We start from the raw sequence: 14,137 nt of genomic DNA on the forward strand, positions 1-14,137 counted from the left end.
CAGATCACAAAAACAGGTGGAAGATTATGCCGTCATAAAAGGCACATTTTCCACCTGTTTATTAATTTAATTTGCGGTTTTATTAGTTTATATTATGGGTAGAGTTTGCGGTTTAACAAGATGTCAGGTACATCTATTATTCCTTATCATTTTAAGATGATGGTGGATGCATTTGGTGATAATCCCGAAATCATGAAGCAGGCTGGTATTATTTATGCATCTGAACAGATTATTGATTTAATTGCGAATGGTGTAAAACATATCCATGTTTATACAATGAATAAACCAGACATCGCCGAAGGCATCATGAACAATATTTCGGAGATTCTTAAATGATAGAAATCAATCGTAAAGAAGCTTTAGGATACTTAGGATACCGTCAATCTGTAGAAGGTGATCTTACTGAAATCAATGTCGCACTTGATCGTTGTATAGAAGTACTACAAAAAACAGCTGTACCACGTCATATTGTGAAAAGACTACCTCTCACAATAGAAAATCATACAATCACAATTGGTGATATGATGATACATAGTAAAAACTTAGAGAATAACTTAAAAGGCTGTCATGCAGTTTATCTCTTTGCGGCTACTATAGGTATAGAAGTCGATCGTTTGATTAAACGTACAGAACTTACTAAGATGAGTGATGCAGTGATCTATCAGGCAGCAGGAGCTGCTATGATAGAAGCTTATTGTGATGAAGTGAATGAAGAACTTAATCAGGAGGCATATAAGAATAATGAATTCTTAAAGCCACGCTTTTCGCCTGGTTATGGAGATCTTGCATTAGATCATCAGAAAGATTTTATGCGTATATTACAGATGGATAAGATTGGTATCAGTTTATTAGAAAGTCTCTTAATGGTCCCATCCAAATCAGTGACGGCGATCATTGGTATTACACATCATGCACAGCCTCGTCATACGAAGGATTGTGCCAATTGTCCTGCACAATGTGAATTCAGGAGGGTCAAGTAATGGGATTTAAAGAAAGACTGACAAAAGAATGGTTATTCTGGGATGGTGGTACTGGTTCAGTACTTCAAAGCTGGGGTTTACAGGCTGGTGAATTACCTGAAACATGGAATATCATTCATCCAGAAAAGATTATAGAACTAAATAAAGGTTATCTAGAAGCTGGATGTGATATCATCAACACCAATACATTTGGTGCCAATAGATTAAAATATCCAGATAATCTAGAAGAAATAGTTACCAAAGCAGTAGAACATGCGAAAAAGGCAAGAGAACTTACAGGACGCACTGATGCTCTGATTGCGCTTGATTTAGGTCCTACTGGTAAACTCTTAGAGCCACTAGGAGATTTATCATTTGATGATGCTGTAGATATTTATGCTGAAGTCATTGAATATGGAACTAAAGCGGGGGCTGATGTCATCCTTATTGAAACAATGCAGGATAGCTATGAATTAAAAGCTGCAGTACTAGCTGCTAAGGAACATTCGCATTTACCAGTATGTGCAACTGTTGTATTTGATGAAAAAGGTAAGATGTTGACAGGTGGTACACCTGAATCGGTTGTTGCCTTACTTGAAGGGTTACATGTTGATGCATTGGGTATTAACTGTTCATTAGGTCCAACACAAATTAAACCTTTTGTAGAAAGAATGATTAAAGTTTCTTCTACACCTATTATTGTGACACCTAATGCTGGTTTACCTCAGACTGATGATGAAGGTCATACATATTATGATATGAATGCAGATGAATTCGCATCAGAGATGAAAGAGATTGCCTCATTGAATGTGCATGTACTTGGAGGATGTTGTGGGACTACACCAGAATATCTCTCAAAAACAATTGCATTAGTGAAAGACCTGCCTATTGAACCACCTGTAAAGAAGAATATCTCTGTTGTGACTTCTTTCTCGCAGGCTGTAGAAATAGGTCCTAAACCAGTTATTATTGGGGAACGTATTAACCCAACTGGTAAGAAGAAATTCAAGCAGGCCTTACGTGATGGAGATATTAACTATATCTTATCTGAAGGTTTAAAACAGGAAGATGCAGGGGCACATATTCTAGATGTCAATGTAGGTCTACCAGAAATTGATGAACCTAAGATGATGGTAGAAGTCATGAAAAAGTTGCAGTCTGTCATTGCATTGCCATTACAGATTGATACATCAGATCCAATTGCCTTAGAAGCAGCCTTAAGACACTATAACGGTAAGGCTATGATTAACTCAGTTAATGGTAAACAGGAATCCATGGATGCTGTTTTCCCATTAGTAAAGAAATATGGTGGTGTGGTTGTAGGACTTGCCTTAGATGAAGCAGGCATTCCAGATAATGCGGCAGATCGTATTCGTATTGCGAAGAAAATCTATAAAGAAGCAAGTAAATATGGTATTGAACCTAAGGACATCGTAATCGATGGACTCGCTATGACTATTTCATCAGATCCTACTTCTGCCATTGCGACATTAGAAACATTACGTATTATTAGAGATGAATTACATGGACATTCTATTTTAGGTGTCTCTAATATCTCTTTTGGTCTTCCACAAAGACCAATCATTAATGCGAACTTCTTTACTATGGCAATGCAGTCAGGACTTAGCTGTGCAATCATCAATCCTTCATCAGAAGCAATGATGAAATCATATCGTGCCTATCTTGCCTTAAGTGGGCTTGATACAAACTTTACAGAATATATTAGCGCCTATGGAAATAGTGCACCAGTTCCTGTAAAGAGTGAAGCGGTTGATATGTCTTTATATGAAAGTATCAAGCGTGGTATGAGTGAAAATGCAGGTAAAGCCACTCAAAAACAGCTTGAAACTAAAGAAGGACTAGAAATTATTAATGAAGAATTAATTCCTGCCCTTGATGAAGTAGGGAAAGGCTTTGAAAAAGGCACTATCTTCCTACCTCAGTTATTAATGAGTGCTGAAGCAGCGAAGGCTGCATTTGCGGTCATTAAAGACTCTATGGCAGGTAAACCAAGAGAAATGAAAGGAAAAATCATCATTGCGACAGTTAAGGGTGATATTCATGATATTGGAAAGAATATCGTGAAGGTTATGTTAGAAAACTATGGCTATGATGTCATTGATCTTGGTAAAGATGTACCACCTGAACAAATTGTGGATGCTGCAATAAAAGAAGATGTAAAACTAGTAGGACTCAGTGCTTTAATGACAACAACAGTAGTGAGTATGGAAGATACTATTAAACTGTTGAAGGAAAAGAAGCCTGATACACTTACAGTTGTAGGTGGAGCCGTTATGACTCAGGAATATGCAGATCGTATCGGTGCAGATTGTTATGCGAAAGACGCAATGGAAACAGTGCGTTTTGCGGATAAAGTATTTGGAGGAGAATAAGAATGAAAAAAATATTTACAGTATTAACTTCTATCGCTTTAACATTTGCGTTATCATTCTCAGCAGCTTTTGCGAATGATGATGCATTAATAAAATCACAAAATTATTTAAAGACTATTACTTTAGATAGTCCTGATGCAGTTATTGCGTATGAAGCTACAGGTATGGAAGCTGATTATAAGGCTGATGCTTTATTGAATAACTTCAAGGAAACAGATTATGTTACTGCTTCTTATGGTGATTTAGCTAAGTCTATTATCGCAATTTCTTTATTAGGTGAAAATCCAAAAGATTTCAGTAAGACTAACTTAGTAGAAATCTTAGAAAATAGAGTACAGGAAGATGGTACTCTTACAAATGATGTAAATGGTGGATGTGGGGCTACTATTTGGACATTAATGGCTTTAGAAACAGTAAACTCACCTAAGGTAAAAGTTGTTGCAGATAAGTTATCTACTATGGCTATGGACAATGGTGCTTACTGGTATGAATATAAGGGACCAAATGCAGATCTAGATACAACTGGATGGGCTATGGAAGCATTAAGTGTTGCAGGACGTTCTACTTATGATGCAGCTATCTCAAAAGCATATACTTTTGTACAGTCTAAGTTAAATAGTGCAGATGGTTCTTATGATATTGGCTGGGGTGGAAATGCGGATACTCAGTCTTGCGTATTAGAAGGGTTATCTACTGCAGGTTATACATTAGATACAAATGCATATAACTATTTACTTTCTTATCAGAATGAAGATGGTACATTCAATGCTTTAAATTATAGTACAAGTCAGTTAGAACCTAATGCTTATGCATCAGTAGAAGGCGCAAGAGCACTTGGTGTAATCAATAACGGAAGCTTTGTATTAAGAGCTAGAAGAGACTATACAAATACTACTACACCAGTAGTGACTGAACCTGAAACACCTACAAAACCTAGTACACCTACTACACCTGGTACAACTACACCAGCTGTAAAGCCAGAAACAACTACAACTGAACCAAAGAAGGAAACAGTAAAAGTGGTTAATACAGGTGATAACACAAATGTGATGGCATATGTAGTTGCAGCTATCGCAGCTGTTGGTGTGATCGTATTAGTAATCAAAAGTAAAAAGAAATAATGAAGAAATTCACAACTAAACAATTAGCGATTGCCTTTGTCGCAATCGCTTTTGTCTTTATATTTGGCTTTACAGCTTATCGTGGTATAACTGGACAATTCCAGTCTCAGCCTACTATTAGTAATGAAGTAAAAAGTAGCATAAAGAAGAAAGATATTTCTAAAAAAGAAGAGACAAAACAAATAGAGTCACAAGAAGAATCGAAGAAGACTGATACAAAATCATCTGATTCTTCTAGTAAACAAGAGACTAAGAAGCAGGAAACAAAGAAAAAAGAGGCAAAATCCTCTTCTAGTAAACAAGAGGCTAAGAAGCAGGAAACAAAGAAAATAGAAACAAAATCTTCTTCTAGTAAACAAGATACAAAGAAGACAGAAACAAACAATTCTTCTAGTAAACAAGAAACCTCTGCTCCTCAACAAGTAGAACCACCTAAACAGGAAACACCTATAAAACAAACTGTTTCAGTACAGGTGATTGGAGTAAATAGCATAATGATGCAGGGGAATATAGAAGTGAATAGTTCTTCTACAGCTTATAGTGTATTAAGAGAACTTGCAAAACAAAATGGTAAGAGTATCTCTACAAAAGGGTTTGGTTCTACTGTTTATGTATCAGGTATAGATGGATTAAAAGAATTTGATCATGGGCCAAGTTCTGGATGGATGTATAAAGTGAATGGTACACCACCAAATATTGGGGCAGGAGCTTATAGGTTAAAAGCAGGAGATCAAGTCATCTGGTATTATGTCAACGCTGAACAATAAGACAAGAGAAATATGTTTGATAGGTATTCTCTCTGCAGTCAATATTGCCTCTAGAGTAGCCTTACAGGCACTTCCTAATTTTAAACCTGTTACATCTATCATTATTATATCTGTACTCTTATTTGGTTTATCATTTGGAATAAAACTCACAGTAGTAACAACTATTGCATCCAATATGATTCTAGGTATGGGGACATGGACAATCTTTCAGATTCTCTCATGGGTAGTCATCTGTTTATTCACTCAATGTATCAGTGACTTCTATAAGAAAATAAACAAAGAACCCCCATTACTTCTTATGGCTCTCTATGCCTTTTTAATGGGTTATGTTTTTGGTTTTGTTGTCTCACTCGAACAATTAATTATTGGTGGTCCTGTCTGGTTTGGTATCTATTATGCCCAGGGGCTCTTATTTGATACATTCCATGCAGTAGGTAATTTTGTCTTTTATTTACTTTGTGCACCTATACTTATGCGTTTATTTAAACAGGAAATGTCTCAATATACAAAAGACTATTACAAGTGATTCATCATGAATCACTTTTTTTGTCATGTAATAAACATATCATCAATATCTGAAAGATACATTTTACATATGATATAGAAAGTCTATAATCACAAGTGGATGGAGGTTAAAACTATGACACCATTATTTCCACGTGTTCAAGAAGTAGAGAACATATTTCACAAAATACTCGCAAGTAAAGAAGCTTGTGCAAGACTAAGAGAAACATTCAATTCAAGTCTAGAAGACTTTCAGGGATCAGAAGAATTAAACAATGAGACCTTTTCAAAAGTCGTTCTAGATAGTTATTCAAATCAGGATATTAGTGCATTATTACTCGCTATATGTGGTAAATCTATGTTTGATTTATTACGTGATGCATATTTGATTCCTCAAACATTTCATGGCAAAGCAGGAGAAAATCCAGTATTACTTACATCACCTTCTGGAGACCTGTTAGAAGGAAAGGACGTCTCACACCATACGATGAGACGATTTAAAAGTATCCTTTCACAACATCAGCCTGTTCCCCGTTCCCTTGTTTATCTGGCTGATGGCTATGATATAGAACGTTATTATAAACATGACGGTTCAGTAGACCAGAGAAAGACAGATGCAGTCAGAGGCATCTTACTTCTTTATGCACTTCCTGATACTAAGAAGCTTCATCTTACACCTGCGCAGGTTTATGCAATCATCTGGGATACATTCTTCAGTATTCAAAAAGAAGCACCTCTTGCTCGTGTCTATTATGGACAGGAAACAGGAGAGAAGAATGATAAAGACTATGATGAAATTGCGATATTGCTTCCTACACATTTGTTTAGAAGACAGATGGTTGAACATATGGAAATCATTGATGGATTAGTTCTATCTTGTAGAGAAAAAATGATGGCTGAAGCCGGTAATGATAGTTTGGAGTTGTAATTATGCCTAGAATCGGATTACGTATTATTAAAACAAGTATTGCTGTCTTCATCATCATGGTATTATTCACTCTCTTTGGTGTACAGAGATCACCTTTCTATGTCCTTATAACCACAATTATCTGTATTCAGCCAGATAAAGAGAATGAAAAGAACCAGGCACTTGTAAGAGCCCTCGGCACACTTATAGGGGCTATTACAGGAGCTATTGTCATGTTTTTACAGCCTTTCATCCATATTGATCTCGCATGGGATTTACTTAATGCATTATTTATTATGTTGACTATTTATTTGACAGTCTTATTTAAAGTACAGCATATGGCATTTATGGCCTGTGTGGCTTATTTAAGTGTTGCAGTGATTCCCCATGCTGGTATTTCACCTTACGCATTTTTATTCTATCGTGTCTTAGATACATGTATTGGTGTTGGTGTAGGTTATCTTGTTTGTACATTACATCTACCAGTTAAAAGAAGAAATGATGTTCTCTTTGTAGCTGAACTTGATGATATGGAACAAACAGCACACCAGCAGTTAAATGACTTCAATAAGACTCAATTGAATAAAATAGTAGATGATGGTGCTTTATTTACAATTATCACAAAAAGAACACCTGCATCCATGCAGGCAGAAATTGAACATCTTAAATTGCATCTCCCAGTGATCGCATTAGATGGCGCAATTTTGTATGACGTACCAAAAAATGAATTACTTTGTACCTACCCATTATCACAAACATTAGGTACAAAGATCACTCAATTATTAGATGATAAACATCTTAATTACTTTTATCACGTTCTCAAAGACGATGTATTATTGACATATTATAATAGTTTCGACCAGTCCGAACAAATGGACTATTATGATATGATGCGTCAATCCCCTTATCGTAATTACATCTTTGGTATGCCTACACACTCATATCAACCTCTTTATATAAGTATTCTTAATACAAAAGAGATTATCTATGATATTATAGATGACCTGATAGATTTAGGATTACATAAACAATTGCGTTATTTTGTAGAAGAAGATTATTTTGAAGGCATGTGCTTACTTAAGATTCTTTCTTATGAAGCCACTCCAGAAAATATGCTGGAAAGATTAAAAGAAAAGTTAGATATTAAAGAAAGTATTGTATATGGTTCATCTGATGCTATATGTGACGTTATTGTACCTGATAATGATTTCAATAGTATCGTAAAAAGTATTCATAACGAATATGAAGGAATTCAAATGAAAAGAAGACAGCCACAATAAGCTGCCTTCTTTTCGTAATGGGGGAGTCTCAATGTATATTCAATTCATGATCAATATCATGGATTTTTTTATTTGTATACTTATTTGCAACTCCCATGATTAAAGTACTTAGTAATACTGCAATAATAGTTAGAATAATATAGATCATAAGAATCACCTCTTTCATGCTTATAATATACATGTAAGTTGTGTAATTCGTATGTATTCTCTATGTATTTATTATGTTTTTTTACAATCCTTCCAACATATCATCAAATGTGATACCTAAAGAAAAACCAAAATGGAAGTAATCATCCAAAGCATCCTGTAACTTAATAGGACTATAACCATTTCTTAAATCTAGAATGTCCTGATTGACTTTAAAGAGTAAATTAACAGAGCTGCTCTTTTCAGGCATTTCTTCATGATTCTTGATTTCATCAATCTGTAAGTCATACGCAATACTCATTAATAAGCGCATACCTTCAATATAAGTGTCTAAAAGAGCATTTTGATCAACCTGAGTATCTTTATCCCAGAATGTATAAACATGTCCTAGTTCTCCTGTATTATACACACATTGCATAAATGCAAGAAGTTTATGGTCAATCTTCTTAATATCTAGAATATGACCTTTAGGAATATCTAATTCTCTGTTTAATACTAACTGATATAATTTTGATAATTCATTCATTTAAATCACCTCTTATATACTATTATAGTCAATTAAAAAAGAGAATCACGTAGATTCTCTTAAATAATTCCTAAACCTTCTATTAAAATCTTAACACCTATGAGAATAAGAATAATACCACCAGTGATCTGTGCTTTCTGTTGATATTTATTCCCAAATATATGACCTATATATACACCAGCTGATGCAATAATAAATGTCGTTAAACCAATAATAGAAATAGCCATGAAGATATTGATTGATTCAAAAGAGAACGTAACACCTACCGCAAGTGCATCAATGGCAGTCGCAATAGCAAGCATCAACATTGTCTTCCATGAGAAGTCATCATTCTGTTTCTCTTCTTCAAATGATTCTTTAATCATATTGATTCCAATAAATGCGAGTAGTATAAATGCAATCCAGTGGTCAATAGAATCCACTAAACCACTCAATGTGGAACCTAGACAATAACCAACAAATGGCATCAATGCCTGGAATCCACCAAACCATACACCACATAACAATATATTATTAATAGATAACTTCTTTACAGATAATCCTTTACATACAGACACCGCAAAAGCATCCATGGATAACCCAATACCAATAAGTAATATTTCTATACTAGACATCTTTATACCTCAACAGGAATATAATCTTCCTTTACAACCTCATAATGCATATTGGATGCAGTCAGTTCATTGAGTTCATCTAAGAATGATGTATCTCTTAAATAAACATCATAATGAACTTTTTCATCATACTCAGTATTCATTAATAATAGATTCTTAGATTGTATTAAATAAGATACCTTACGGCTGAAGTGATAGTCAACACTAATACGATATAGTTTAACAAGTTCTTTATCGACTATTTCTGCTTCTTTTAATGCATCTGCAACACTATTAGTATAAGCACGAGTTAATCCTCCAGCCCCTAGTTTAATGCCACCAAAATAACGTGTTACAATCGCAATTACATTATCTATTTTTTGTCTCTGTAATACATTCAACATAGGAAGTCCTGCAGTACCTGATGGTTCTCCATCATCATCTGCTTTTTCTAAAGGACCTACTCGATAAGCAACACAGTTATGTGTTGCATCATCTTTAGAATAGAGTTCTATTAAGTCTTTTATTTCTTTTTCATCATTACATGGAATAAGAGTTGTAATGAACTCTGATTTCTTAATAATGATTGTATTTGTCGTTGTTTCTTTGATTGATCTCATAGTTTCACCCGTTCGTATTATAGCGTAAAAGTTGTAAAATAAAAAGAAATAAACTATAATGTACATAGTGAATTATCACTGATGGGGTATTAAAAATGAGTAAAATAGCGATTATTGCAGACAGTGGCTGTCAGATTGATATTAATGGAGAGCATGAAGGTATTTATATTGCACCATTATGTATTGGTCATGGTAGTCAGACATATTTAGATCAATTAGAAATCACAAGTCTTGATGTATTTAATCAGATGAAGGAAACAGATGATATGTATACAACATCTCAACCTTCGACTGGTTCATTAATGAAGGCGATGGAAGATGCAAAAAGAGATGGTTATGATGAGTTAATTGGGATTCCTATCGCAACTGGTTTATCATCTACATTAAATGGTATGCAGGTTGCAGCTGATACAGTAGAAATGCCTATTACTTTAATCGATTCTCAAGGAACAGCACATGTTCAAAAGAAGCTTGTTGAAGCAGCACGAAAACTAGTAGAAAAGGGTCAGTCTGTTTCTGAAATTAAAGAAAAGCTTGAAGATATGGTTAAGCATTCAGGTACAATTATTTTTACACCAAACTTGAATCACCTTAAAAAGGGTGGGCGTATTACGCCTGCAGTCGCAATGCTTGGCAATATGTTGAAGCTTGTTCCAGTTATGGAATTGAATAGTGAATTAGGTGGTAAAATTGATACTTTAGGCAAAGTAAGAACAACACGTAAGGCATGTAAGATGCTTGCTGATCGTGTTGTTGAAAGAGGCGCAAATGCGAAAGATTATACATTTGCGATTGAAGATGTTCTTGCACCTGAAGAAGCTCAGCGTGTAAGAGACTATCTTGAAGAACAATTAGGTCCATGTCAAGTTACCATGAGAGAGTTACCAAGTGTTGTAGGTGCTCATATGGGAATTGGTGGTGTAGGAATCCAATTCATCAAAAATCTCGCAGAGTAGGAAGCAGATGATGAATCTGCTTTTTTTATATAGAAAGGAGGTATATATATGCAAAGAGAATTTGAAATGGTTGTACAGACAAGTGCAGCTACACAAAGCTTGCGTTATTTATTGAAAAGTGGTGATATGACGTGTATCACCAAAGGAGAAATTACTAAAAGATTAGAAGCAGCAGTTCTTTTACAGGAATTAAGCTTTCAAGCTGTTATGACAAGTGGTGAAGTCGTAGAGGATATGTTGGAGAATACCTATGAAGATTATGATGAAGCATTAAGAGACTCTCTTAAGACTCATGGTATTACATTTAAAGACTATACCTTTGCGGTTACTTATAAATATGATGAAGAAGCTGTCTTTAAGCCTTTCTTCTCTAGACAATATGGTGCAGACTTAGGTTTTTCACTCCCATTAGTAGATGATATGAAATATGCGAATATGTGTGTATGTCTTGCATTAATAAAATTATCAAGAGAATATGTACGTACGAGTGTGGGTATTACCCATGATTATACTGATGTAAAACCTAGTATTCATTTGACTTTTAAGCCAGGTATATTCTTACCTAAGCTTATTACAGAAAAACCCTATACAGAACTTACATTCAATGCAGTCTATGCAGCTATATACAAGTTGCGTGCTGCGATACGTTTCTTCTCATATGATCATACAGAAGAAGCATATAAGAAGTGGATTGATGTCATAGAAGAAATGAGTACGCGACCATATGATGGTATATTAGATGATCTAGATGAACTAGATTATGTACCATCAGAAAAAGAAGAACTTTATGTATATGAAGATAAGGTCAATGGTGGAGGTACAGTACAATGTTTAAATAATTCATTTTATGCATTGATACTCTGGGCTGCCATATTGACTAAAGTCATGAATGAACAGTTCTTATATGAAACAAACTACCCAGATATGAACTTATGGGATTATTAATAAAAAGAAAATTATCAAAACACCTATAATGAGGTGTTATCAGCGTTAACTTTAACGCATAAATTCTTTCTCTTCGCTATAATAGTGTTAGAAAAAAGAGGAGGGAAAGAATATGTTAGAAAGTTATAAAGAAATTACATCAATCTCATTAAATAAATTAAAGGACTATTTAGATGTCATTGATGTATATCATGATTCATTTATTGATACTTGCAGAAGTCAGAAGAAAATAGAAGGTTATATTAAGGCGCACCAAAAGAAATACTTAGGTCTAGCCTTAAAGAAACTCTATGAAATAGATGATATGCAATGTTTAGAAAATCATCTCGTAATGATTGAATACTTATTTGGAGAACATCCTCGTATTCAATCATTGAATAAGAATTTATGTAACTATATGCTCCATAATGGATCACCATTAGATGTATACCGTATTGTGAGACATTTGATGCCTTTCTCATATCTTGCACTTATCTCTTTATTAGTAGATAAAGAAGTGATTACTTATGCACAGGCTGCTTACTTTTCTTTAGTAGAAGAAGATATAGAAGGGGCTTATGAATACTTAGAGAATTGTGTTGAGGAACCAGATGAATCACTTCTAAATCTTTATGCATCTTATGACTTAATTGGTTATTTCCAGCTTGTGGATCATTATAGTAAAAAGGTATCTTATCAGGTATCAGGAGGCATAAGATGGGAGAAAAAATGTGGGCTGTCTTCTCATTATTGATGAATTCAGAGGAATGCATCAGTGCAGAAGATATACAGCGTCAATTAGAAGAAAAAGGTTATGATATTGGTTTAAAAGCTGTATATGCAGTGATTAAACAGATCAATGTATTTACATCTTTAATGTTTGGAAAAGAAATAATCAAAGCAGTGAGACGTTTTGGTTATATGATTGAAACAGGTTATTTTGATGAAGCACAGATACAATTACTTATTGATATGGTGAATTATCGTCAAGATCTCACAAATAATGATAAAAGAGAAATAGTTAATAAGCTTTTAAAACTTTCACCTGCTAAACAGAAGGATTATCTCATTGTACCAGAATTAGAAGATGATGATGAAGGTGTTTATTCTCTAAGTAAAAATCTAAAGATTATTACTTCTGCAATACGTAATAAGAAGGATATACGTTTCCAGTATGTAGACTATTCTATTAGGGATGGACATCCTGTAGAAACATATTCTACTAAGGGTAATGCAGGTATTAATCATGAATATTATAATGTGAGTCCTTATAATACAGTGATTGTGGATGGTCATTATTATTTACGTGCTTATTATAATAAGCATAAGGACTCATTGACTACATTCCGTATTGATCGTATTAGAAAGCTAGATAAGAGCCGTACATATTATTTTGATTTTGATGATGAGGAAAAAATGAGTGAATCATTGAAACAATCACTTGCGAAGTCAATGAATAGTTTCTTTGATGGTGATGAAATTACACTACATATTAAGTTTGATGGTGTACTTATTAGAGAAGTTGTATCACGTTTAGGAAAAGATATTACCATTAACAAAACTATTGCGCCAATAGAGAATGATCATCAATGGTATGAAACACGTGTTGAAGGAATTATCTTTAATACAGGTTTAATGAACTGGATTAGACAGTTTGGTCCAATGATTATTGTGGTAGGTCCAGAGAAGCTTAAAGGAGCTATTACAGATGGATTAGAAGAGAACTTAAGCTACTATAAAAAATAGGTGATAACTATGTATATATTACAATTATGTCAAGGTGAGTTAAGTACCAATGTTGGCTTATTTGGCTCAATAGAGGAAGGTAGAAAGCTTATATCTCAATTAACTGGATATCAGTATGAAGACATTGAAGGGTTTGAGTATGAGTACTTTGATCCTACTACTGTACCTGATTATGTAGAACTAGAATATAATGGTCATATTGTACCTTTTACTACATATATGTTTACTGGTGATGGAAGAGTAGATATTTATTGGAATGAGATAGTGGACTTATCTATACCAGGAGATGGAATGATTGAAGGATCTACAAGAGTGGATGCTTATTCTATTCCTAATGATGAACTTAAGGACTACATAGAGAAAAGAGAGTATAACTATAGATGTGTTAAACAATACTTAGAATCTAAAGGATATGAGGTAGAGAGAACTTATTTTGGTTCTGAAGATGGCGAAGCCATCTTATATAGAAGTTCAGATGAGTGGCATTTTTTGACACATATGGATCCTGAGTTTGTGGAATCTGAAGACATAATAAAAGACTTAGACATTTTGATATGATGACCTCCCAGTAGACAGTGCAAATAATTAAAAGCACTGTTTGCTGAGGAGGTTTTCTTATGGGAAGAAAAAGTAAGTTTTCAAAAGAACAAAAAATTGAAATATGTAGAAGATACTTAGATGGCAGTGAATCAGT

General features: G+C 34.2%; 16 protein-coding genes. 13 read left to right on the forward strand and 3 right to left on the reverse strand.

Annotation, left to right across the window (positions count from 1 at the left end; all coding sequences use genetic code 11):
• Positions 1–105 precede the first annotated feature (105 nt).
• The 8 genes from H8909_RS10810 to H8909_RS10845 all read left to right on the forward strand — a co-directional run bounded on the left by H8909_RS10810 (position 106) and on the right by H8909_RS10845 (position 7,931).
• Entirely contained in the window at positions 106–336 is a 231-nt protein-coding gene (locus H8909_RS10810) for a methylenetetrahydrofolate reductase (RefSeq protein WP_238928275.1), read from the forward strand.
• Positions 333–980 carry a vitamin B12 dependent-methionine synthase activation domain-containing protein gene (locus tag H8909_RS10815; RefSeq protein ID WP_187012844.1) on the forward strand — a complete coding sequence of 216 codons (648 nt, stop codon included), beginning with the start codon at positions 333–335 and terminating at the stop codon, positions 978–980. Before H8909_RS10810 ends, H8909_RS10815 begins: the two co-directional genes overlap by 4 nt.
• Positions 980–3,352, forward strand: a complete 2,373-nt coding sequence (locus H8909_RS10820) for a homocysteine S-methyltransferase family protein (RefSeq protein ID WP_187012845.1) — start codon at positions 980–982, stop codon at positions 3,350–3,352. Before H8909_RS10815 ends, H8909_RS10820 begins: the two co-directional genes overlap by 1 nt.
• A gap of 2 nt (positions 3,353–3,354) precedes the next feature.
• Positions 3,355–4,473 carry a prenyltransferase/squalene oxidase repeat-containing protein gene (locus tag H8909_RS10825; RefSeq protein ID WP_187012846.1) on the forward strand — a complete coding sequence of 373 codons (1,119 nt, stop codon included), beginning with the start codon at positions 3,355–3,357 and terminating at the stop codon, positions 4,471–4,473.
• Entirely contained in the window at positions 4,473–5,240 is a 768-nt protein-coding gene (locus tag H8909_RS10830) for a DUF4430 domain-containing protein (RefSeq protein WP_187012847.1), read from the forward strand. Before H8909_RS10825 ends, H8909_RS10830 begins: the two co-directional genes overlap by 1 nt.
• Positions 5,241–5,256: 16 nt before the next feature.
• Positions 5,257–5,766, forward strand: a complete 510-nt coding sequence (locus tag H8909_RS10835; RefSeq protein WP_230310078.1) for a hypothetical protein — start codon at positions 5,257–5,259, stop codon at positions 5,764–5,766.
• Positions 5,767–5,880: 114 nt separating this feature from the next.
• On the forward strand, positions 5,881–6,672 hold the full coding sequence (locus H8909_RS10840; RefSeq protein WP_238928276.1) for a DUF4866 domain-containing protein: 792 nt from the start codon (positions 5,881–5,883) through the stop codon (positions 6,670–6,672).
• Positions 6,673–6,674: 2 nt separating this feature from the next.
• Positions 6,675–7,931 (forward strand): aromatic acid exporter family protein, encoded by a 1,257-nt coding sequence (locus H8909_RS10845; RefSeq protein WP_187012849.1) that lies wholly within the window; start codon positions 6,675–6,677, stop codon positions 7,929–7,931.
• A 229-nt stretch (positions 7,932–8,160) separates the two neighbouring features.
• Here the strand turns inward: H8909_RS10845 and H8909_RS10850 are convergent, their stop codons facing one another.
• The 3 genes from H8909_RS10850 to H8909_RS10860 are packed head-to-tail and all read right to left on the reverse strand — an operon-like array spanning position 8,161 to position 9,817.
• Positions 8,161–8,604 (reverse strand): dUTP diphosphatase, encoded by a 444-nt coding sequence (locus H8909_RS10850; protein WP_187012850.1) that lies wholly within the window; start codon positions 8,602–8,604, stop codon positions 8,161–8,163.
• Between the two features lie 59 nt (positions 8,605–8,663).
• Positions 8,664–9,218, reverse strand: coding sequence for a manganese efflux pump MntP (locus H8909_RS10855; protein ID WP_117459484.1), 555 nt, complete (start codon positions 9,216–9,218; stop codon positions 8,664–8,666).
• 2 nt (positions 9,219–9,220) lie between these two features.
• Positions 9,221–9,817, reverse strand: coding sequence for an IMPACT family protein (locus H8909_RS10860; RefSeq protein WP_055233047.1), 597 nt, complete (start codon positions 9,815–9,817; stop codon positions 9,221–9,223).
• A 95-nt stretch (positions 9,818–9,912) separates the two neighbouring features.
• Between H8909_RS10860 and H8909_RS10865 the strand changes: the two genes are divergently transcribed.
• The 5 genes from H8909_RS10865 (at position 9,913) to H8909_RS10885 (ending at position 14,001) form a co-directional block, all read left to right on the forward strand.
• Complete coding sequence (locus tag H8909_RS10865) at positions 9,913–10,773, forward strand: DegV family protein (RefSeq protein ID WP_187012851.1); 861 nt, start codon at positions 9,913–9,915, stop codon at positions 10,771–10,773.
• Between the two features lie 48 nt (positions 10,774–10,821).
• Positions 10,822–11,718, forward strand: a complete 897-nt coding sequence (locus H8909_RS10870; RefSeq protein ID WP_187012852.1) for a hypothetical protein — start codon at positions 10,822–10,824, stop codon at positions 11,716–11,718.
• Positions 11,719–11,830: 112 nt separating this feature from the next.
• Positions 11,831–12,451 carry a hypothetical protein gene (locus H8909_RS10875; RefSeq protein WP_187012853.1) on the forward strand — a complete coding sequence of 207 codons (621 nt, stop codon included), beginning with the start codon at positions 11,831–11,833 and terminating at the stop codon, positions 12,449–12,451.
• Complete coding sequence (locus H8909_RS10880) at positions 12,415–13,443, forward strand: helix-turn-helix transcriptional regulator (RefSeq protein WP_187012854.1); 1,029 nt, start codon at positions 12,415–12,417, stop codon at positions 13,441–13,443. The genes H8909_RS10875 and H8909_RS10880 overlap by 37 nt, the downstream gene beginning before the upstream one ends.
• A 9-nt stretch (positions 13,444–13,452) precedes the next feature.
• Positions 13,453–14,001, forward strand: coding sequence for a hypothetical protein (locus H8909_RS10885; RefSeq protein WP_187012855.1), 549 nt, complete (start codon positions 13,453–13,455; stop codon positions 13,999–14,001).
• Positions 14,002–14,137 lie beyond the last annotated feature (136 nt).

It is taken from the genome of Catenibacterium faecis (genome assembly GCF_014306455.1).
Classification (GTDB): Bacteria; Bacillota_I; Bacilli_A; order Erysipelotrichales; family Coprobacillaceae; genus Catenibacterium; species Catenibacterium mitsuoka_A.